21 protein-coding genes are annotated in these 22,061 nt (G+C 46.0%); 6 read left to right on the forward strand and 15 right to left on the reverse strand.

Going from position 1 to position 22,061, the window contains the following annotated elements; all coding sequences use genetic code 11:
- The first annotated feature begins 29 nt into the window (after nt 1-29).
- Entirely contained in the window at nt 30-911 is an 882-nt protein-coding gene (locus GX348_01560; protein NLP40873.1) for an NAD(P)-dependent oxidoreductase, read from the forward strand.
- Nucleotides 912-1,248: 337 nt separating this feature from the next.
- Here GX348_01560 and GX348_01565 read toward each other — a convergent pair whose 3' ends face one another.
- A complete protein-coding gene (locus GX348_01565) occupies nt 1,249-1,833 on the reverse strand; it encodes an N-acetylmuramoyl-L-alanine amidase (protein ID NLP40874.1) in 585 nt (194 codons plus the stop codon).
- 151 nt (nt 1,834-1,984) lie between these two features.
- The gene (locus GX348_01570; GenBank protein NLP40875.1) at nt 1,985-2,758 is read right to left on the reverse strand and encodes a histidinol phosphate phosphatase; all 774 of its coding nucleotides are present in this window, start codon (nt 2,756-2,758) and stop codon (nt 1,985-1,987) included.
- A 298-nt stretch (nt 2,759-3,056) separates the two neighbouring features.
- Here GX348_01570 and GX348_01575 point away from each other — a divergent pair, with 298 nt between their 5' ends.
- Nucleotides 3,057-3,452 (forward strand): hypothetical protein, encoded by a 396-nt coding sequence (locus GX348_01575; GenBank protein NLP40876.1) that lies wholly within the window; start codon nt 3,057-3,059, stop codon nt 3,450-3,452.
- Between the two features lie 203 nt (nt 3,453-3,655).
- On the opposite strand, the gene GX348_01580 is transcribed toward GX348_01575, so the two are convergent.
- Nucleotides 3,656-4,798: an alanine--glyoxylate aminotransferase family protein gene (locus GX348_01580; GenBank protein NLP40877.1), complete on the reverse strand. Its 1,143-nt coding sequence runs from the start codon at nt 4,796-4,798 to the stop codon at nt 3,656-3,658.
- A 295-nt stretch (nt 4,799-5,093) separates the two neighbouring features.
- On the opposite strand from GX348_01580, the gene GX348_01585 reads away from it, so the two are divergent.
- A complete protein-coding gene (locus tag GX348_01585; GenBank protein NLP40878.1) occupies nt 5,094-6,254 on the forward strand; it encodes a D-alanyl-D-alanine carboxypeptidase in 1,161 nt (386 codons plus the stop codon).
- A gap of 19 nt (nt 6,255-6,273) precedes the next feature.
- Here GX348_01585 and GX348_01590 read toward each other — a convergent pair whose 3' ends face one another.
- The 6 genes from GX348_01590 to hypA all read right to left on the reverse strand — a co-directional run bounded on the left by GX348_01590 (nt 6,274) and on the right by hypA (nt 10,845).
- Nucleotides 6,274-7,086 carry a protein-glutamate O-methyltransferase CheR gene (locus GX348_01590; protein NLP40879.1) on the reverse strand — a complete coding sequence of 271 codons (813 nt, stop codon included), beginning with the start codon at nt 7,084-7,086 and terminating at the stop codon, nt 6,274-6,276.
- Between the two features lie 244 nt (nt 7,087-7,330).
- Nucleotides 7,331-8,443, reverse strand: coding sequence for an alanine racemase (locus GX348_01595; GenBank protein ID NLP40880.1), 1,113 nt, complete (start codon nt 8,441-8,443; stop codon nt 7,331-7,333).
- Nucleotides 8,444-8,475: 32 nt separating this feature from the next.
- Nucleotides 8,476-9,651 (reverse strand): amidohydrolase, encoded by a 1,176-nt coding sequence (locus tag GX348_01600; GenBank protein ID NLP40881.1) that lies wholly within the window; start codon nt 9,649-9,651, stop codon nt 8,476-8,478.
- Between the two features lie 12 nt (nt 9,652-9,663).
- The gene (locus GX348_01605; GenBank protein ID NLP40882.1) at nt 9,664-9,834 is read right to left on the reverse strand and encodes an aspartyl-phosphate phosphatase Spo0E family protein; all 171 of its coding nucleotides are present in this window, start codon (nt 9,832-9,834) and stop codon (nt 9,664-9,666) included.
- The gene (gene hypB, locus GX348_01610) at nt 9,788-10,504 is read right to left on the reverse strand and encodes a hydrogenase nickel incorporation protein HypB (GenBank protein NLP40883.1); all 717 of its coding nucleotides are present in this window, start codon (nt 10,502-10,504) and stop codon (nt 9,788-9,790) included. The genes GX348_01605 and hypB overlap by 47 nt, the downstream gene beginning before the upstream one ends.
- Nucleotides 10,504-10,845, reverse strand: coding sequence for a hydrogenase maturation nickel metallochaperone HypA (gene hypA / locus GX348_01615; GenBank protein NLP40884.1), 342 nt, complete (start codon nt 10,843-10,845; stop codon nt 10,504-10,506). Before hypA ends, hypB begins: the two co-directional genes overlap by 1 nt.
- 239 nt (nt 10,846-11,084) lie before the next feature.
- Here hypA and GX348_01620 point away from each other — a divergent pair, with 239 nt between their 5' ends.
- The gene (locus GX348_01620; GenBank protein NLP40885.1) at nt 11,085-11,375 is read left to right on the forward strand and encodes an alpha/beta-type small acid-soluble spore protein; all 291 of its coding nucleotides are present in this window, start codon (nt 11,085-11,087) and stop codon (nt 11,373-11,375) included.
- Between the two features lie 27 nt (nt 11,376-11,402).
- On the opposite strand, the gene GX348_01625 is transcribed toward GX348_01620, so the two are convergent.
- The 5 genes from GX348_01625 to GX348_01645 form a co-directional block, all read right to left on the reverse strand.
- On the reverse strand, nt 11,403-12,647 hold the full coding sequence (locus GX348_01625; protein NLP40886.1) for a histidinol-phosphatase: 1,245 nt from the start codon (nt 12,645-12,647) through the stop codon (nt 11,403-11,405).
- A 40-nt stretch (nt 12,648-12,687) separates the two neighbouring features.
- Nucleotides 12,688-14,664, reverse strand: coding sequence for a PASTA domain-containing protein (locus GX348_01630; protein ID NLP40887.1), 1,977 nt, complete (start codon nt 14,662-14,664; stop codon nt 12,688-12,690).
- A 164-nt stretch (nt 14,665-14,828) separates the two neighbouring features.
- The gene (locus tag GX348_01635) at nt 14,829-16,166 is read right to left on the reverse strand and encodes an MFS transporter (protein ID NLP40888.1); all 1,338 of its coding nucleotides are present in this window, start codon (nt 16,164-16,166) and stop codon (nt 14,829-14,831) included.
- Entirely contained in the window at nt 16,117-18,018 is a 1,902-nt protein-coding gene (locus GX348_01640; protein NLP40889.1) for a PAS domain S-box protein, read from the reverse strand. Before GX348_01640 ends, GX348_01635 begins: the two co-directional genes overlap by 50 nt.
- A gap of 150 nt (nt 18,019-18,168) precedes the next feature.
- Entirely contained in the window at nt 18,169-19,614 is a 1,446-nt protein-coding gene (locus GX348_01645) for a CCA tRNA nucleotidyltransferase (GenBank protein ID NLP40890.1), read from the reverse strand.
- 32 nt (nt 19,615-19,646) lie between these two features.
- On the opposite strand from GX348_01645, the gene GX348_01650 reads away from it, so the two are divergent.
- Together GX348_01650 and dapB are read left to right on the forward strand one after the other, a co-directional pair.
- Nucleotides 19,647-19,820, forward strand: a complete 174-nt coding sequence (locus GX348_01650; protein NLP40891.1) for a hypothetical protein — start codon at nt 19,647-19,649, stop codon at nt 19,818-19,820.
- Between the two features lie 31 nt (nt 19,821-19,851).
- On the forward strand, nt 19,852-20,667 hold the full coding sequence (gene dapB, locus GX348_01655; GenBank protein NLP40892.1) for a 4-hydroxy-tetrahydrodipicolinate reductase: 816 nt from the start codon (nt 19,852-19,854) through the stop codon (nt 20,665-20,667).
- A 101-nt stretch (nt 20,668-20,768) separates the two neighbouring features.
- Here dapB and GX348_01660 read toward each other — a convergent pair whose 3' ends face one another.
- Entirely contained in the window at nt 20,769-21,947 is a 1,179-nt protein-coding gene (locus tag GX348_01660) for a sugar diacid recognition domain protein (protein ID NLP40893.1), read from the reverse strand.
- Nucleotides 21,948-22,061: the final 114 nt, after the last annotated feature.

A 22,061-nucleotide genomic window follows, 5' to 3' on the forward strand; every position in this document is an offset into this window, starting at 1 on the left:
GGCTTATATTAAACAGCGGAGGGATGACAATGAATTTCAGCAAGGAAAATACCGTAATAGGGTTTGTAGGTACTGGTGTTATGGGCAAAAGCATGGCCGGCCATTTACTCAAAGCCGGTTACAAAGTAATGGTTTATAACCGGACCAAGGCTAAAGCTCAAGACCTGCTTGAACAAGGCGCTTCATGGGCAGATCAAGTTGCAGAGCTGGCCGCCGGCTGCAATGTTGTTATAACAATGGTTGGCTATCCAAAAGATGTTGAGGAAGTCTATCTTGCCGACAGCGGGCTGATTGCCAACGCCAAGCCTGGTACTTGTTTTATTGATATGACAACTTCCTCGCCTAAGTTGGCTGAAAAGATCTATCTAGCCGCTAAAGATAATAAGATGTATTCACTTGACGCCCCAGTCTCAGGCGGTGATGTTGGCGCCAAAGAAGCTCGTTTAGCTATTATGGTCGGCGGTGACAGCGAGGTATTCGAAGCCGTACTGCCTATCTTTAAGCTGATGGGTCAGAATATTATCCTGCAGGGTCCAGCCGGCGCCGGTCAACATACTAAAATGTGCAATCAAATTGCTATTGCTGCCGGTATGATGGGAGTTTGTGAGGCCATAGCCTATGCAAAAAAATCAGGGCTTAACCCTGATATTGTTCTTAAGAGTATTGAAACAGGAGCCGCCGGCAGCTGGTCACTGTCTAACCTAGCCCCCCGGATGCTAGCTGGTAATTTCGCCCCGGGATTTTACGTAAAGCATTTTATTAAAGATATGAAAATTGCCATCGAATCAGCTCAGGAAATGAACCTTAAAACCCCAGCTCTCGACCTAGCCCTTAAGCTTTATCAAGAATTGGCCGCTCAAGGCGAAGAAAACAGCGGTACTCAAGCGCTGTTTAAATACTACGACCGATAATTTATCCGATGACTAACCCGCTCTAAGACTCCCGCTTCATCTCATTAACAACCTGTAATCCCTCTCCTTGACGGCTAGGGAACAGGTTGTAAAATTCGAAATAAGTTCGCTCTAAGGGTCTCCGGACCCAAGGCTCACTTATACAAGCGGGAGTATACCACTACGGGTACAGGCGAGCGGTTAAGTCTCCATACATTGTTATAACAAAAGCCGAGATTGCTACGCTATACTCGCAATGACACCCCTGAGTTTACTGTCATTGCGAGGATAAGGGATGTGACAATCTCGGCTTTCCACCTTATTTCTACGGTCTAAGGGTGGAAACAGTTCTGTATTTCTATAACTCGTTGATGCGGGAGTCGTTTAATTCGCCGGCGCAATAATAGACTGCTTTGCCTCTGATGATGTCGCCGCCGCTACCGGGCTGATCGCCGGTCTTTAAAATCCATAAATCCCAGCGTTCGTACGTGGTATCCGGGCCATAATCATCAAGATTGGCGGCCTCGGCATGGGTCATAACATGAGCCCCGTCAAGTGGTATATCCATGCAGGTACACAACACTGCCACCACCTGTGCCAGACACTCTATCTGCATATCAGTCGGCGGCTCATCACCTAAGTCATTAGGCGTTGCTCGGGCGCAGCAGGCCAGTGAAATCCCGATTGCACCGCTATTGCGCCGCCAAGTATGGGCTTTTATCTCAGCCAAATCTTCAGACGTGGCATACACACTGCCGTCAGCGTCAATGTTAATATGATAATCATCATAAAACTGCCCATAGTGTCCGGCCGTCCAATGCAGATATAGTTTAGCGTCCCGCCCGACTGCCTTGGCAGTCTGCCATAATTCATCCCGGGCAGCTAAAGCCATATCTCTTAACCCCCCGAGAGTAATAAACCGGCCTCTTACTAGTTGACCCATTTATTCATCACCCCTCCGCAAATATTTCAGTAATACCTGACAATTCATCTTATTCACCATAACGCTGACTCGCCACGAACGCTATCTAATAAATTAAAAACCTCCGCCGTTTTTAAACGGGGGAGGTTTTACCAGTAAGCGGCTATCTTACTTAAATTTTAACATAATTAGGCTGCCTGTTTTTAAAATAAACAACTTTTAATCCGCAGTCTGCCGCAATATCCATCGCTGTATTAATTCGGCGGCCAATATCCTGCGGTTTGTGGGCGTCAGAGCCTACTGTTGCTAGTTTACCGCCCAACTCAGCAAATCGCTTATAGATGGGCATCAACAAATCAACCGAACGGCTATCAGTGATCCGCCGGGTATTAATCTCCAGCGCCTTGCCTTTTTCTGCCGCAACTTTTAGCACTTCATCAATCTGTTCAGCAAATTCAGTATAGTAAATCTCAGGGTCGTTAAAACGGGCATACCGGGCAATATAGTCAATATGCCCTAAACTATCAATGAAATCATAACACCTCATACATTCCTGCATGGCCTCAAAATAGCGATAGTACACTTGCTGCTTTGTATGGGTACGGTAAAATGATTCGTGGTAGATGTCAATATTATCAATGACATGAATTGAGCCGATTACAAAGTCAAGATTAGCCTCATCAACCAGATAGCGATTATCTTGCAGGCAATCATTCCGCATGCCAATCTCAATACCCAACAGCACATTATCACTGCGAAATTTATCATAGGTTGCCAAATACTCCGCCACATCAAATATAAAAGCATTAGATTGGGGATACCCAAGGTCCATATGCTCGGTTATCGTAATCCCAAGGTTTAGTTCTTGTCCCTTAGCAATCGCCTCTTGGATTTTCATTTTTGAATCTGTCGAGAAAGTAGTATGCATATGAGTATCGAATAGCATCAATAGTCTCCTTCCTGTCCAAGGTTAATCTATATTATTAGCTCATTTTATGATTATTAATGTTACTTTCGCCCTTAAACTTAGGTATCCTCCATCTTTAACAAACCCGTCCATAGACTTTACCGACCGCAAAAGCGATAGTATCGCGTCCAACCCTTTGCGTGCATCACGCACTTCGTGGTTAACAAAAAAGACGCAAGGCCATGACCTAGCGTCCTGGAGTATTATTGCTTAGTTATCGCGCAAATAACGCATTATTTTTACAGAATTGTAAAAACTAGCCCCGGAGGTGTCATATATGGAAGGAGTAATTTGCGCAAACTGTCATACTTGGCTGACTACCGAGATCGAGTCCTGCCCCGGCTGCGGCAGTGGGATAGTCGTTGACGGTGAAGCCAAAAACATTATTGATCGTCTTCAGCCTAACTGTCTTATTCACCGGTATGCTGGGTCTGACCTTTTAGAGCCGGCGGCATTTATCAAAGAGGGTAAGGTCAATTGCAAAGTCGCCACCAAGTTAAAAGAATATACAAATCCGGTCACAGTTCCCAAAAGCAAGGTATACTCTTTTAACCAGGACACTTTAAGCGCCATCCAAGCGCTGCGCAACGAGCGTACAGCAACTATAATGCGCTACGACCAGTTGATTCAAGCACATTGGCAAAAATTAAAGCCCTATAATCCGACCACTTAACAAAAGGCAGCAAGCCCATTAGGGCAGCTGCCTTTTTTCAAGTTTATCCGATGACTAACCCGCTCTAAGACTCTCCAGACCCAAGGCTCACTTATACAAGCGGGAGTATACCACTACGTGTACAGGCGAGCGCGGCTAGGTCTCTGGATAATTTCGACTAGAATTCCGATGGCGCCATAACGCCATCGGAATTAAGTCTCCATTTATTTATACCATTCAGCTGAGGCTGCGCCTACTGCTGCACCTGGTTTAACATCATAGCCCAGACTTAGCAGCGAGCGTTCAACACCATTAAGCGTTACAGCGATTTCGGCAAAACTGATATTTCCCATATGACCGATCCGGAATATCTTGCCTTTAAGCTCACCTACACCACCGGCAACAACAAGACCGAACTCTTCCATTTTAGCTCTGAATTGAGCATCCTCAATTCCCTCCGGATACTTAACAACCGAAAGCGTCGGTGCGAGGGCTTCCGGCTTGGTAACTGGTTCAAGACCGATTGCGGCCAAACCGGCACGAACACTGCGGCCAATCAGGTCGTGACGAGCATAGCGTTCTTCGATACCTTCTTGCAGGATAAGTTTAACTGATTCATTAAGGGCTACAACATGGTTAACCGGCGGAGTTGAGAAATAATTCGACGGATTATCCATAATCGGCAGCCAATTTTTAATATCTGTATAATAACCGGCAACAGTTCCCATCTCTTCGCGGCGGGCAACAGCTCTGTCGCTTAATGCCAGCATTGTAAGGCCGGGCGGGGTGCCAAAGGCTTTTTGACAGGTAGTAACAATGACGTCAATGCCATAGTCTTTCATTGGTTCGGCAATACCGGCACTGGCGCAAACGCCGTCTAGAATAAACAGCACGCCGTACTTCTTAGCCAGTTCGCCAACTTCCTTAGGCTGCGACATAACCCCTGACGAAGTATCGACATGAGTCAGTGTCATTGCCGCATATTTTTTCGTTGCCAGTTTATCTTCGATTTGGGCAAGCGGCACTCTTTCGCCGGCCGGGCAGCTGAGCACATCAACATTGATACCGAGCGCTTTAGCCATCGGAATAAACCTGTCTCCAAATACGCCATGGGTAACAACCAGCAAATCTTCACCGGCGCGAACGGTGTTAATAAGCCCCATTTCCATCGACAGCGTACCGGCTCCACCAATGACAATCATATGGTCAGCTTGAAATATCTTCTTCAGTCCGGCCAGACACTCCTTATATACCTTGACAAACTCTCCGTAAGTATGCCCGTAGGTTTGGACGGACATCGCCTGTCTGATGGGCTCAGCTACAGGTGTCGGACCCGGAATCATAACTAACGGCGCTTGCTTAATCAAAAAAACCACTCCTTCACATTCAGTATAATCCTCTTTGTAGTATTATATAGAAATTGGAAAAATTCCTGCATATTTTATCCATATTTTTCTGACACCTATTCCTTAAACGTCATTTTGGCTTCATCATCTAAGTCGGCGTATCCTCATATTATCCCTCCTCTTAGGCTTCGCACTGCTACGCCAACCTATCGGATCTCTCTATATATTCAGAAAGATAAAGCATCATTCGACAGATATAGCAATATAAATTTACTAGTTGGCCTTAAGTAAGCTTGTCGTCAGGGGAGGATCGTCAATGACTAGAAAATTAAAATTTGCCGGTGTCATTTTTTTTGTCTGTTTAAGCCTGATTTTATCGCAAGCCAAGGCAGCCGAGCCACCGCAAATAAGTGCCAAAGCAGCTATTTTACTGGATGCGAAAACCGGGCAAATCCTCTACGATAAAAAAGGCAACTTGCGCTGCGCCCCGGCCAGTACAACCAAGATCTTGACCGCGATTATTGCCCTTGAGAGCGGCCGGCTCGACGATGAGGTTAAAGTCAGCGCCCGCGCCGCCGGTACCGGCGGATCTTCAATGTACTTATATGCCGGTCAAACGATAACCCTACGTGAACTGCTTGCCGGGCTCATGCTGCGTTCAGGCAATGATGCAGCGGTCGCCATCGCCGAGCACCTAGCCGGATCCACCGAAGAATTTGTTAACCTCATGAACCGGAAAGCCTATCAATTAGGCGCCTACAATAGTCACTTCTGTAATCCAAACGGCCTCTCAGCGCCTGGCCACTATTCGACGGCTTTCGACTTAGCCTGGATGTCGCGCTATGCCTTAGCAAACCCGACCTTTGCCGAAATAGTCAGAACCAAAGAAACGAGTATCGAATGGCTAGACACCAAGGGGCATGTTCACGATAAAAACTTGCGTAATACCAATAAGTTGCTCTGGATGCTGGAAGATGCTGACGGCGTTAAAACAGGAACTACCGGCGAGGCTGGTCCATGTCTGGTTTCCAGTGCAACCCGCGGCAATCAGAAACTTATTGCTGTAGTTCTCCACGATCACTCCCGCTGGTATGATTCGATGAAACTATTGAAATATGGCTTTGACAATTTTGAGCTTTATGATTATGCTGAGCAAAATGACGTATTATCTGCCTTAGCGGTCGAGCAGGGCGTCTTAGAAGCAATTGATGCCATCGTTTCTGCCCCGGCGGCCATTGTCATTAATAACGGCGATCGCCAGTACATCACCGTAGAGGTCGATTTGCCGGAAAAAATAAAAGCCCCTGTTTATAAGGGGCAAAAAGTTGGAGAAATAGTTTTTTATGTACGCGATAAGGCTGTTAAAACGGTAGACCTTATAGCCGGCCAGGAAGTGGCTGAGAAAACATTCATCCGCAGTTTTTTCAATCGCCTACTGGCTACCTTCCGCTTGCTGTCAAACTGGGGAGTGCTGTAGATATGTTAAAGCAATCGCATTATTTCGGCTTCCTGTAAAAGAACGGCAGATAATGTTCATAACCAATATCGCGGAAGTTTAGTATCGCCTCGGTGCCCCCGACGAAAAGCACCCCGCCCGGACGTAAGGCTTCCAGGAAGCGGCGATACAAGGCATCTTTAGCCTCTTCGGTAAAGTATATAACAACATTACGGCACAAAATTAGATCGAAACCGGTTTCAAATTTATCTAATAGCAAATTGTGCTTTTTAAACTCTACCATTGCCTTAATTTCATTGCTAATGGCATAGGTACTGCCTTCCCGTTTAAAATATTTAGCCTGGCGGGCACCCGAGATATTTTTGTACTCAGTGGCAGAATAAATACCGTTACGGGCCTTTTCCAATATTTCAACATCAAGATCGGTAGCTAGAATACGATGCCTGGTATTAGGCGTCATATCCTTTAAAATCATGGCGAGGGAATACGGTTCAGCGCCAATCGAGCAACCGGCACTCCAAATTGATAGCCTGGGATTTTGAGCTAACAAGTCCGGCAGAACCTTAGTTTCAAGTTCGGCAAATTTTTCCGGCGTCCGAAAGAATTCCGTCACATTGATTGTCAAAAAATCAACAAACTCTTTGTAGAGCTTAACATCAGCGTTAAGCTTGTTTAAGAAATCATGATAATTATTGGCACCATGGCGGGTCATAAAGTTACCGATCCGCCTTTGCATTTGTGTCGGCTTATAATCATTTAAATTAATGTTGGATTTGACATTAAATTTCTGTTTAAATATTTCCCAGTCTTGTGTACTCACTACATACCCTCCAGCTTTTTTTTTACCCGGCATAGGCACCCTGTAGGCACTTTTACCGGATTTAACCGTGTTTCAGGGGATATTTGGATTTACCAATTGATTTTACGTGTATATTTCGACAATAACACTGCTTTTCCTATTGATAGGTGAAATATTGCGCTGATACAGCGAAAAGACATTAAAATTAGCCTAAAAAACTAGACAGAGGCTATTTCCCAACTGTCTAGTTTTTTAGGCTTAATTTTTCCAAACCAGCTTTGTTCTCAATTGGTAATATTTATTCCATTACATAGTGGCGCGGAACCCGCTTGCCCACCAAACAAATTACCTCATAGTTAATCGTACCCAGTTTTTCGGCAATTTCTTCAGCCGGCAGCTTTGCGCCGCCAAATAATAACGCGATATCCCCCTGGGCTACACCCGGGATATGGGTAACATCGACCATACACTGATCCATGCATACTCGCCCTACAATCGGTGCCCGCTGACCACGGATAAGTACACTGGCTTTTCCCGACAGCTGCCGAGTCCAACCATCAGCGTATCCAACCGGCAGGGTGGCAATTTTGCTTGGCTTATCGGTATAGTAATCCCGCCCATAGCTTATAGACACATCCGGCGGCACCTCTTTAACACAACTAACCTTAGCCTTAAATTTCATAGCTGGCTTAAGATCAAGCTTTTTCTCAACCTCATCGGATGGCCATAAACCATACATTATTATACCCGGCCGAACCATATCAAGCTGAGTTTCGGGCATATCGAGCGTCGCAGCGCTATTGGCAATATGACGGATAGGAATCTTCAGCCCCTTATCCTCAATAAGAGCCAAAGCCTTCTTAAATCTCGCAAACTGCTCCCACGCGTATGATTTATCCTGGCTGTCGGCATTGGCAAAATGCGAGAAAACCCCTTCTATCTCGATCCCTGGCAATTTAGCCACGGCAGCCGCAAAGTCCCCGGCATCTTCCGGCTCGATACCAATCCGGGTCATGCCGGTATCAATTTTTATATGCACTTTGGCCTTACGGCCGACAGCCTGGGCTGCCTGCGAAATAGCCTCAGCTAGTTGATAATCAAAAATTGTCTGAGTCACATCATTATCGACTATTCGAATAGCCTGCTGCGGAGGAGTGTAACCCAGCACTAGAATGGGTCCCGTAACCCCGTCCCGCCTTAAATCAATAGCCTCATTCAAAATAGCAACACCTAAATAATCCACACCTGCAACAAGCGCGGCTCTGATTACCGCAGAAGTGCCGTGACCATATGCGTCAGCCTTTATAACAGCGCAAATTTTTGTAGTCGGCTTTATGCACTGCTTAATTTGCCAGATGTTATGAGCAATCGCGGCAAGATTTACTTCCGCCCATACCGGACGTTCAAACATGATACATTCCTCCTACTACCATGGCTAGTGCTTTATAAACTGCTCCATTTAGCAATCTTTTGTTCCATATCGACCTTGCCAATGTGTCCATCTACTATAACATAATCCGGCTTAGCTGCCAGCAGCAGCGGATGATCGTTCCAAACGACTAAATCGGCGTCTTTACCCGGTTCGATAGTGCCGATTCTGGCTTCAAGTCCTAAAAGCTTGGCCGCATTTATCGTAATAGCCTTTAACGCCTCATCCTGATTCAGGCCAAAGCGGGCTGCAATCCCGGCGTAGACCGGCAAGAATTTACTGGGCACAACCGGGTGGTCACTCATAAACGCAAACAGAACACCGTGCTCGGCTAATATTGCCGGCGCGCGCCACGAGGCCTCTTTAAGCTCCAGTTTCCCCTTTGTTATCATAAGCGGCCCCAGTACAACCCGTGCCTGCCGCTCGGCAAGCAGTCCTTTTATAAGATGCCCCTCAGTAGCATGCTCGATAATAATATCAAGGTCAAATTCTTCGGCAATTCTAAGGGCAGTCACTATGTCGTCAGCCCGGTGAGCATGGGCGCGAATCGGCATTTCCCGTCGCAGCACCCGCGCAATTGCCTCCATTTCATAATCAAATTTATGATCCTTACTGTCGAGCTTACTAAGATATTCTCTGCCCTTTTGCAGCATCTCGCGGATAAGCAAGGCCGTAGCCATGCGGGTAACCGGCATTTTTTTCTTGTCGCCGTAGGTCCGGCGCGGGTTCTCGCCGAAAGCCATTTTAAGTCCGGCATGCCGTCTGATAATCATTTGCTCAACACTTGCACGTGGTCTGGTTTTAATTACCGTACATTGCCCGCCAATCGGATTTGCGCTGCCAGGCGCTACCATTACTGTCGTTATACCGCCACCGACCGCCTCCGCCAGACCAACATCTGCCGGATTAAGGGCGTCAATAACATCAAGAGCTGGCGTAACCGGCTGGCTAATTTCATTGACATCTTCACCCGACCAGTCAAGCGACTCAGCATAAACGCCGAGATGGGTATGAGCATCGATTAAACCCGGCGTTACCACCTTACCCGTTATATCAATAATTTTACAGCTGTCAGGGAGGGCTTGGCCTTTCCCGACCGCGACTATTTTCCCCTTATCTATAAGAACAGTTCCGCCGACTAATGGCTGATTGGATATCGTAATAACTGTTCCACCAACTAATGCAAACATTTTAAATCCCCTCTACCGCTTGGTCTGCTTTACCTTTTCATAAGCTACAATAATTTCATCAAGTTCCGCACTCATGCGTGCAACTTCTTCATCAATAAAATTGCCTTGTTTATCAAGGACAAGCTGATGGAGTTTTTCACGTAGTTCTTCGATTTGCCATTTTAAGGCGTCTGCGTTGGGCATAATTCACTGCTCCTATTTTTTTTTTTTTACCAACCTGCAATTTTAACCAATGGTACCATTCCTCAAGGCCCTCCCCGCTTCGGCATGAAGCAGTAATCAGCCTGGCATCCGGATTAATGCCCTTGATATCATCAATAGCAGCAGCTAAATCAAAGCCGGTATATGGTAGTAAATCCATTTTGTTTAATAAAACAGCCTGCGATTTACGGAAAACCAACGGATACTTTAAGGGCTTGTCCTCACCCTCAGTAATACTTAAAACAGTTACCTTGGCATCTTCACCGATTTCGAATTCAGCTGGACAAACGAGATTGCCCACATTTTCAATTATTATCATATCAAGCGTTTTTAAATCCAGATTATCAATAGCACTGTTTATCATCCCAGCGTCCAGATGACACCCGCCGGCAGTATTTATTTGAATTACCGGTACACCTTGCTGTTCAATCCGCTCAGCATCTTTACTTGTAAATAAATCGCCCTCAATAACTGCCAGCGATAGTTCGCCTTTGAGAGCGGCTATGGTTTTTTCCAGAAGCGTTGTCTTGCCGCAGCCCGGCGACCCTAGCAAATTGAGAACAAAAATTCCCTCTGCCGTTAACCGTTCATTTACAGTTCGGGATAATTGGTCGTTGGCGTCAAGAATATTGGTCATAACCTTAATCTCCATTATTCCACCTCCAAATATTCTATCGTGAGCTCACGACCCGAGAGGATCTCAACTGACGATGACTGACACTCCGAACAGACAAAATAGAATCCTGCCACTGAAAATTCACTGGCACACTGTCGGCAGCGCCCTATCAGCGGCGTTACCTCGATCTCTACCGCTGCATTCTCAGCAATTGAGCCGGCTGACAAGGCTTTAAAACAAAATCTAAGCGACTCAGGTTCAACATTAGTCATTTCGCCGACCAGCAGTTTAATACGTCCGATTTTTAGGGTGTCGTGCTGGCTAGCCGTGCTAAGCGCAACATCTAAAATCCCTTGAGCAAGAGCCATTTCATGCATAGGGTTCACATCCAGAAATATTTTTCCATATTCTTACTGTTCTTTTTATATTCGGCCTTTTTCCGTTTTTTCCTGTTTAAGTTAGCGGGTACTTGGAAATTAGAGATAAGCTACATAGCTATTCCAATTACCATTTTATAACTACTCGTCTTTGGTACTATTTGACATAACGAATACGCATAAGCCCGCAAATTTCAGTCGATAATATAACCACAAACACATTGGAGGTGATTTTGTAAATGGCTAGAAGCAGAAAACCTGTCAATCCACAAGCAGAAAACGCTCTTGATCGTATGAAGTTTGAAGTTGCCTCCGAATTAGGCATAGCTGAAACAGTTCGCCAAAACGGTTGGTCAACAATGACTTCAGCTGACTGTGGTCGTGTCGGCGGTCAAATGGTTCGCCGCATGATTGAACAGTATGAAGCAAGCATGAGCGGTACTACAGCTACTAGCAGCACCGCTACAAGCGGAACAACTGCTGCTGGCAGCACTATGACAGCTCAGTTTGATGCTAACAATAGGCCTTAATGTTTCGGGCGGCATTGCCGCCCTTAATTATTTTCCGCGCTTTCGGTTTAGAAGTTTTTTCACTTCAGTTAATGGCCTTGTATTCAAAATATCCTCCGGACTGAGCCACCCTTTGCGCGCGGTATTAATACCATATCTGACATAATCAAATTCTTCAACAGAATGCGCATCCGGGTTGACCGATAATAAAACCCCCTGTTCTTGTGCCTTACGGCACCAGCTCCAGTCAAGGTCAAGCCGGTGCGGACTTGAATTAATTTCAATAATGGTGCCGGTAACTGCTGCCGCGTTTATTATTTCTTCCAAATTGATGGCATATGACCGGCGTCTTAGTAAAAGCCGACCTGTCGGATGCCCTAGCATTGTTACATATTTATTACTAATAGCTTTAATAATTCGCTTGGTCATAACGGCTTCCCCCTGCCGAAAGGCCGAGTGAACCGAGGCAATAACAAAATCAAATTGAGCCAGAGTATCGTCATCATAATCTAGCGATCCATCCGGTAATATATCACTTTCAATGCCGGAAAGAATCACAAACTTTGAATTTTTAGCATTAAGGCTGTCGATTTCCCTGCGCTGAGCCATAATAGCCGGCAATTTCAAACCACGGGCATAATAGGCTGTTTTGCTATGATCGGCGATGCCCATATAGCTCCAACCTCGGTTATAAGCAGCGGCAGCCATATTACTTAAACTATCGCCACCGTCCGAATAGGAGGTGTGGACATGGAATATGCCTTTTATATCCTGTTCAGCTACCAGATCAGGCAGCTTGCATTTAACCGCTTGTTCAATTTCACCTAAGCCCTCGCGTAATTCAGGCTCAATATACTGCAGTTTGAGCTGCCGGTAAATGTCATGCTCTGAACCGGAAAAGTTGGAAAAGGTCAGGTTGTTGATTGAAGCATGATTTTGCAGCTGCTCACAATGCATTTTACTGCCGGTCGCTAAAAGTAGAGCGACAATAAAATTTTCCGGCGGCACAACTAATATTTCAAGCGGCATACCGGTAGTCAGCCGGGCCTTTACGCGGGCCGGGCTTTTTTCGATAATACTGTCAACTCCCGGCATCTCTGCTGCCGCCTGAATAGCAGCAGCCGGATCATTGCCTGCCACAACAATATCAATATCCCTAACAGTCTGGGAGCGGCGCCTGATGCTACCGGCTACAGCCGCGTCGTCAATAGCCTTTTGGGCACGCAAGTATTCAGCTATTTTTTCGGCCAGCGGCCAAATGTCGCTGAGAAGATACTCCTTCAATTCATCCATGTGCATCTAACCCTTAAACAGCATTATTGCCCATTATTTGCTATCTGGGTTTGAAATATACCCGCACTTCACTGCCCGCATCAATGAGAGTGTTGGGAGCTATACTTTGGCTGGCTGCCAGTCCCGTTCCCTCCGGTATCATTGCCAGTCCTGCTTTAAAAAGCAAATCTCCGGCCTCCCGCATAGTTTTACCCTTTAAATCCGGAACAACTGCTTTACCGGCAGGAATAGGCCCGGATGGAGACGCGGCAGAAACTGCTACTGTCTTGCTTACTGTTTTAGGGAGGGCTGGCTGCCCTGAATCAGGATGTATATTTAAATAACGCAGTACCTTGGCAAAAATTTCACCGGCTACCGGCGCTGCAGTCTCGCCACCGTAATAAACGCCGCGCGGATCATCAAGTACAACCAGAACCGCAAGCTTCGGATCTTCAACCGGACCGAAGCCGGCGAAAGATGCAATATAGCGGCCTGCCAGGTAACCGCTCCCATCTTCCCGCAATTTCTCGGCCGTTCCGGTTTTACCGGCAATTCGGTAGCCTTTTGCCTGTGCTTTTTTAGCACCGCCCTCTGTAACTACTTCTTCTAGCATTCTTACCATCGTCCTGGAGGTTTCGAGGCTGATAACCTGCCGCATAACCTGGGTAGAGGCTGCACTGTATACCGAACCGTCGTCATTCTGGATCTCCTTGATAATATGGGGCCGAAGCAGAACGCCGTCGTTGGCTATGGCCGAAACGGCTGTAATAAGTTGGAGCGGCGTCACGGCAATACTATGCCCGATTGACATTGTTGCTATATCTGAATCACGCATATTCTCAGGCTTAAACAAGATACCCTCAGCCTCGCCCGGCAGCTCGATATTGGTTGCCTGCCCGAAACCGAACGCGCGGATATAATTGGTCAGCCGGGCAGCCCCAAGTCGCATCCCAACTTCGACAATGCCGGTATTTATTGAATTCTTCATAATATCCGTAAAGCTAACCTCACCGTAACTATCGCCGCTCCAGTTTTTAATCCGCCGCCCTGACACCTCCACATAACCTTTATCAATAAACCTTTCATCAGGGTGAACCAGACCCTCCTGAACCGCTGCAGCGGCAACAATGCTCTTAAAGGTTGAGCCCGGCTCATAAAGATCGGAAACAGCCCGATTTCGCCAGTTTTCCGGTCCGTATTTATAGAACTGATTTGGATTGAAGGTCGGCCGGTTAGCCATAGCCAGAATATCACCTGTCCGAGGGTTCATAACAATTATGGTGGCCCTCGCCGCCTTAGTGCTAGCCATAGCCTTGTCCAAGCTTTCTTCAACAATAAACTGAATAGTAGAATCAAGCGTCAGATAGACATTTTTGCCCTTTTTCGGTGGAGCAACGGTGAAAATCGATTCAAATATCGGAATACCACGATTGTCAGTATCAATAGTATGCTTGGAGAGGCTGCCCTTAATCGTTCCATCCAAGGCCATTTCAAGACCATCAAGGCCAATATCATCAGTACCAACAAAACCCAGCACTTGGGCGGCTAAGTTGTCGTTGGGATAATAGCGCTTGCTTTCCTCAATAAAGGCCAGTCCTTTAATGTTATGTTCCTTGATTATGCTAATTACCTTGTCTGAGACCGCCGGATCAAGCGTCCGTTTAATCCAGACAAAGCGTCCGCCTGCCGCAAACCTTTCCTTGATATCAACAGCCTTCATGTCTAACACCGGCGCCAGCAGGTTAGCTATAGCATCCGGGTTCTGGTTGCTTTTTATGAATTCTTCGGGATCGACATATAACGATTTTGCCAGAAAACTGACAGCCAACTCCCGGCCGTTTCGGTCAAATATAGTACCCCGTGGCGAAAGCAGCCCTCGATTTTCCAGCACCTGCCCCCTTGCCTTTTCTGACAATTTATCTCCCTGAACGAATTGAATCCAGGCTAATCGCCCCGCTAGCATAAATAAAGCTGCTATTATAACGATAACAAATATTGTAATTCTTCTTTGCAGGCCTTTGCCCGGTATTCCTGCCATGCCTATACGCAACCTTTCACTAAAATTTGCAGGCTGCTATAGTGTTCAGCCTGACTTGCCTCTTCTTTAGCTGCTAAGCTTCTCAATATTCCGGAAATTTTGCAATTAAAATATTCGCGTAAACAAGCGGTTTACCTGCCGGTACCAATTGACCTATATGACCTTTATCTATCCGCCTGAGTTGGATTTGGGCCAAGAAATAGGGCAAAAATAATTAGACCGGCAAGCGCAGCAGCACTGCCCATATAGAACATGATCTCAAATCCAAAGTAGTTACCGGCAGCACCAAGAATTACTGCACCGGCTGTTATGCCGAGGTCCATAAACGAAGTAAAGAATCCCAATGCGCTGCCCCTGTCTTGCGGCGGCGTGTAATCAACAACCAGCGCATTCAGCGTTGGCATGAAGGCCCCAAACCCTAAACCGAACAATCCTCCAATTGCGGCCAGCATTGCTAAACTGTCAAGACCGGGCAGCAGCACAACGGCTAGCGCAACCAAAGCAATGAACGGCATAACAAGCTGACGTCGGCCGATTCGGTCAGATAGCTTGCCAACCAACACCCGACTGACAATAGTGCTTAATGCATATACCGTAAAAAACATCCCAAAATCGGTCAGCCCACGCTGCGGCGCGAAAAGTGGTAAAAAGGTGAAAACAGCTCCATATGCTGTTGCGCCGCCAAATAAAGCTATTGACGGGACAATAACACCGCGTCGTTTGCTGAGTTCAATAACGCTGGCGGGCTTATAATCTTTTCCGGAGCCTTTATTGATTTCCCTGAGAAAAACCACCGCAAACAGGCAAATAGTGGCTGCCACGGCTGCCAAGCCAAATAAATAACTAAAATTACCGGTTGTACTGATAAGCGTTGAACCCCAAGCCGGAAACAGAGCCATGGCTACGATGTTGGACGTACCGTAAATACCGATAACTTCGCCGCGGCGATGCGGCGGAGCAATATCAGCAATATAGGCCGCCGAAGCTGCCATAAAGCAAGCATGAGCCAAGCCATGCGCACCGCGCGCGATGTAGAGCAGGGCAACAGACTGAATATAGATGTAAAGAATAAAAAACAGGATAAAAAAGATACTGCCCAACAGCATAAACCGCTTATGTCCATATCTGTCAACCATTTTGCCGAAATATGGCCGGGCCGCCACAGCGGCCAGCGTAAACCACCCCATAACCATGCCGACCTGACCGGCTGACCCGCCTAACATATCGACATATTGCGGCATAGTTGGCAGCAAAAAATAAAAGCTGCCGAAGTAGAAAAAGTTGGCAAAACAAAGCACTATGAAATCTCTTGACAACAAACTAAACCTCTCCTGCATTGTCCCGCCCCCTTTCTTTAATTCTATTTTACCATAAGGTTCCAAGCCCATCGCGTAGTTTGCAGTTAGAAATTTATAATAAAAACTAAACGCCTGGCTTGCGCCAGGCGCTTTGTCAGCTATCTCTAATAGGCAGCTGCAAACAAAAAGTTGTGCCGCTCTCACCAGTCTTAAACTTTAGCGACCCGCCATGCCGATCAGCGATACTATAACAGACCGCCAGACCGAGACCGACCCCGTTGTCCTTGGTCGTAAAAAAGGGTGTGCCGAGCTTATCGGCAATTTCATCGGGAATGCCACTGCCTGAGTCGCTTACCGCTAAGACGATGTTGGTCTCCTCAACATAGGTGCTTACTATCACACCGCTATTCTCAGGAGAAACTTCAAGCCCATTACGAACCAAGTTTAAGATAACCTGGCGTACTTCTTCACTGCACATCAGCGTGTCAGGTATTTCGCCTAAATTCATAAAAATGTTTTTGTTGGCTTTTACAGCATCGGCCTCCATAAGGAGGTATAACGGTTCAATAACGCTATTGAGGTTCACGCGCGTTTCAACCCGCGCCCGATTTTGGGCCAATGACAGAAAGCCGGTAATAATGCTATTGGCCCGATCGAGCTCGTCAATCATTAGTTCAAGCTGATCTTTATATTGGTTAAATATCTGTTTCTTGCCCAGCATCTGCAAATAGCCCCGTACCGTCGTCATGGGATTTCGGATCTCATGACCAATACTTGCCGCCATCTGACCGACAATATTAAGCCTGTCCAACCGCTTTATTTCATTCTCAAAATTTCTTTTTTCGGTAATATCATTAATACCCAGTAGAATGAACTTTTCACTATCAATTTCGATTATGACACCACTAATCAATAGGTGATGCACTTGGCCGCTATGCGAGATAAAATCCTGCTCATAATTACGGATAGTGCCTGCCAGCAGCTGGTTAACAAAACCGGCTCGCTCGATGGCTGACTGCCAAATCCCAAATTCTACAGCCGTTTTTCCGATTACTTCTTCTGCTCGCTTACCCGCCATGCTTAGTAAGCTTCGGTTGACATCTACAATTCGCCCCTCATTTAGTGACGTAATCATCATGGGATTGGGATTTGATCTAAATGCTTTAGCAAACCGAACTTCAGCCTGGCGGCGGCTTGTAATGTCCTGTAGCGTGATTACTACACTTTTCTGATTATAGTGTTCAATAATATCGGCATTAACTAGTACCGTCTTACGACTGCCGTCTTTAACAGTAACGACCGTCTCAAAATCCCGTAAATAGCCGAGCTCGTCAAGATTTTTTATTGCAAATTGGTGGGCGGACGGAGTAAGAAGGCCTATTTCCGCCGTAGACCTCCCGATAAGTTCCGTCTTGCTATAACCATAGAAGTCAAGAAAGCTCTGGTTTACATCTAGATAAGTCAGCTCGTTAATCGACACAATTGCTTTGGGATATGAAATAGAATGAAATAACTTAGCATAATACATTTCTGATTTTTTCCGTTCTGTAATATCAGACCAAGTCGCAAAAGCACCGATTATTTCACCAGAGCTGTTTTTTAACGGACGCGAGCTAATCAGCGCCGTCTTATGCACTCCATTATCCCAGACAAAATCCAGTTCAGCATTATCGACATATTCGCCAAACCAAGCCGCTCGTTGCAGTGGCAATTCTACCGGTCTTACAAGTTCACCGTCGCGCAGAATTTTAAAGTCAAAAACGTTATGGCCATTGAAAGAAAGATTACACATAGGGTCAACCCCCAGAAATTCAGCAACAAACGTATTATGTTTTACAACATTGCAGCTGGCGTCAGTGGCTATCGATATCCCATTGGGAACTATCAATAGCCGCGAACACAATTCCTGAAGCGATGAATCCTGTAATGATACAAGCAAATCCTTATTGCCATTGAACAGCGTTTTATCGATATCTTCATAGCGTTTAAGCTTTTCTTCTAATTCAGCCACGCGCTTGTGCAGCTGTTCTACCGGCATATCAACACACCCGGTCATGTTTTCCTCCTCGACAATTCTAGGTATCTATAGAAAAAAATGGAATTCGATAGAATAGTGTGGGTATTCGCGATAAATCTCTTAATACCTTCACTGATTTACAATATTTTCCCAATAAATTAAAAAGGGCTAACAGCCCCTGATTTATCCTCAAATGTCCTTAGTCTGCCGCCGTTTGGCCCATTTATTGGCGGCAGCAGTTATCGCCTCTTCATCGTTTGCCAAATTTCCGTCCTGAACTCGCTGTAAGGCTATCTTTAAAAATGGGCCTATAAGCCGGGGCGTTCCTAAAGCTTGTGTCAGCCGACTTGCCGAATAACATAGATCGCTGGTGTGAACCGGCATTTGATGAAGCATAGCCTCTATATACCTGCCAAATGTCAAAATCTCATCAGCCCCGGTACTGCCAAATCCTGTAGCGGCATTGTCGGCAACGCAAACGATTGTCAGAAGGTCAAATGCCTTCTGCAGTTCCCGACGGCTGCGGAAAGCGCCCAACCGCGCTTCTTCCCGCAGCCAGCGCTTAACCGCCGACTGATTGTTATTCAGATAAAAGTAAAACTTCATATGCCGAGCAACCAGCCATACTGCCAACTTTACAAACTTCGGCTTCATTTGCAAGCGGGTTAAAATAACCTGGGCTAGCTGCGCGCCCGCAGCATCATGCCGGTAATCGGTCGGCTGACCGTCTTTCATGCCACGTACGCCCGGCAAACCTTTGCCGATATCGTGTAGCAAGGCTGCCCAGCGCAGCAGTAAATCGGCAGGCACATTGCTGCACGCGGCCAATGTATGATTCCAGCCGTCATATTTGTGATAAGCCGAATTTTGCGGCAGATTGACCAAGTGCGTTAATTCAGGAAGAATGGGAACACTGGAGCATTGGCCCTTTTCTTTTATCCGACAGTAGCATTGATTAAGCCCTGTTTCAACAAAGTAGGCAAGGCTTATCTGACAGTACTCGGCCAATAGCATCTTTTCAAGTTCACTGCGGACCCGCTCAAGCGACAACCCGGCCACACGCTGCAAATTGTCCTGCATAGCGCTTAAAGTACCATTTTCGATCCTGAACCCAAGCTGTCCGGCAAAACGGCAGGCGCGAAACATCCGCAGGCTGTCTTCCTTAAAGCGCAGTTTAGCGTCGCCTACCGCCCGAATAATTTTATTAGTGAGATCGCGTCGACCACCAAACAGATCAACAATATCCCCGCCAGCGTCCATCGCCATCGCGTTAATTGTAAAATCACGACGCGCTAAATCAGTTTCCAGACTATCTGCAAACCAGACCTGCTCTGGCCGGTGACTGTCCTCGCCATACCGCTCGCCGCGAAAGGTAGTCACTTCAAACGTCTGCCCATTGATAATAAGCATAACAACACCGAAATTTTGGCCCAGATTATCTACAACCTGCCAGCGCTGAGATTTGGCGCAGTCTAATACCTGCTCAGGTCTGGCGCTCGTCGTGATATCGTAATCATAAGGCTCTACGCCTCGCAAGAGATCGCGAACAGCACCGCCGACAATGTACGCCTGATGGCCGGCCTTTTCAAGCACGCTTAATATTACTTTTACAGTATCAGGAATCTTCTTATCCATTCATGCCGTTCCTTTAATTGATTTACTCCATTATGACAGAAAATACTGCCGTTGTACAAGTACAAGCAGCCAGTTACCAAGCTCCGCGTTTCTATCGCTTCAGTTATCGAGGTCTATCAAGTAAGCAGCACAACGCTATTGAAAAATTTTCTGAAAAAGGACAACTTAACCTGATTGACACACTAACAACCCCTAATATAAAATAGAGTTGCCAGTAAATTTTTAGGAGGTAGATAGATGAAAATAGCACTTGTCGGCTTGGGGCGAACCGGGAAAATCGCGGCTGAATATCTTTTGCAGCAAGAAACACTTAATATGGTACTATGCAGACATGGCAGCCCGAATGCGGGTAAAGATCTAGGTGAAATTTTAGGTACTAAACCAACAGGCATAACCATTGAGACCACTGATCATTTAGAGCGTAAGTTCTTTCAGAAGCAGCCTGATGTACTCATTGATTTTTCAGGACATAGTTTTTTGAAGGAGCATATTCATACCTTAGCCAAGTGCGGTATTAATGTCGTGACGGCAGTGACAGATTACGACCGGGCTGAAATAGAAAAGCTAAAAATCTTTGCCGAAAAAGGCAATATCGGGATCGTAATGGCTCCTAACATCACCTACGGCGTGAATGTCCTAATGCTGATGGCTGAAATAGCGGCTGAGCTGTTAAGCGATTATGACTTCGAGGTGTTTGAGGAACACCATAAGCATAAAAAAGACCGTCCCTCCGGCACTGCTAAAAAAATTGTCAATAAAATCAAGGACCGATTGCTAACAGATACAGAAATTCCTGAGCATGTCGTCAGGGCAGGCGGCATTATCGGCAAGCATAAAGTCCTTATCTGCGGCGAGTTTGATAAGCTGGAAATTACACACGAATCGTTTTCACGAGTGGCCTTTGCCGAGGGTGCTTATAAAGCAGCCCAGTTCATCGCCGGAAAAACAGGTTTTTACGAGATGAGCGATATTTTTGACTACGAGCGCGAACTGCGGCGCCGCCAAACAGTTTGCCTGGAGCCTCCCGAGCTGGAAAAGGAAGACCCGGCTTAACATTTAAAAACCGAGGTGTTTATCTAAATCAATGGATACTGATGAATTAAGCAGATTGATTGTAAAATAAGACTACCTTCCCATCAGGGCTGGTAGTCTTATTATTTTGCTTGATCCATCGACAAGAGAAATTTGCACAGCAAGGCGTGCTCAAAAGAATGACAGGGATCTAAGCCTACAATTTTTTTGAGCTTTTCAAGCCTGAACTGCAGGGTGTTGCGGTGGATAAATAAGCGGTTAGCGGCTGCTGAAACATTCATATTATTGGCAAGTAGTCCTTCCAGCGTATTGCGCATATCATATTTGCCCTTAATTGTATCAAATTTAGCCTTCAGCTCGTGCAGCGCCAAAGGATAACTGCAGTGTTCATTATGGTCTTTGAACAAATAACTTACCAGTATGGCGTCGTGATTGATAGCCTGAATCATATTTCCAGCCGGATGTTCCAGCGCAAACTTTGCCTCGTCATAAGACTGCCGCAATTCAGACTGATACTTTGCCCGACTGCCGAGCCCGATTTGGATTTTTAGCTTGGGCTGAATGGTATTTAGCATATCGACAATGCTTTTTATAAACTTATCTACCTGGATCAGATTATCTTGATCCGGCACCGACTTAATTATGCACAGATTTCGCTTGTAAAATAGGCTAATATCATCAGCAGTGAAAAAAGCGGCATCTTTTATGAGATTTAAGACATTTTCCCTTATCCGGGCTGATAGTAAATTTTGCAGGCCCTGTGCCTCAAAATCATCGTTATTCATCGGCTCAAGCTTAACTAAAATAACAACGCGCGGCAAATTGACTTTGTAATTCAACATATCAGCCAAAGTATTAATTTTATCCAGAGCATTATTGGTATTATCGGCAAACAGCAAGTCTACCAATTGGGCCTTAAGCCTGTTCTCGGAACCCGAATCAGCCAGCAGCATCTCGCGCTCCAGAATTAGTTCAGTGACCGTTTTTACAAGTTTTGCGGTGTTACGAACTTCATGGGGTTCACCAGTTACGCCAACGACACCGACAATTTTATTTTTTATATTGATTGGCCACATTACTCCAGGCAAAGCCCCAATATATTGCTGCACTTCTTCAGGTTTGATTTCAACAACATTCTGATCTTCAACAGCCAGCTTTCCGCCTTGATGGAAATTACTAATTCGCTGCGGCTGACCTGAAGCAATGATAATTCCATTGCAGTCCATGATATTTACATTTCGTTCGACAATTTCCATAAGGTGGTCAACTATTTTCTGAGCTAAATCCTTGGCAATTATCATATTAAACCACCCTTCCAAGAGCTTCTACTACATATTCTAACATCACCCAAACATTGCGTAAATGCGCATTGTGAAAACTGCACAAAAAACCGCGGCTGGAAATAGCTATTTTTG

It is taken from the genome of Veillonellaceae bacterium, from assembly GCA_012523975.1.
Taxonomy (GTDB): Bacteria; Bacillota; Negativicutes; order JAAYSF01; family JAAYSF01; genus JAAYSF01.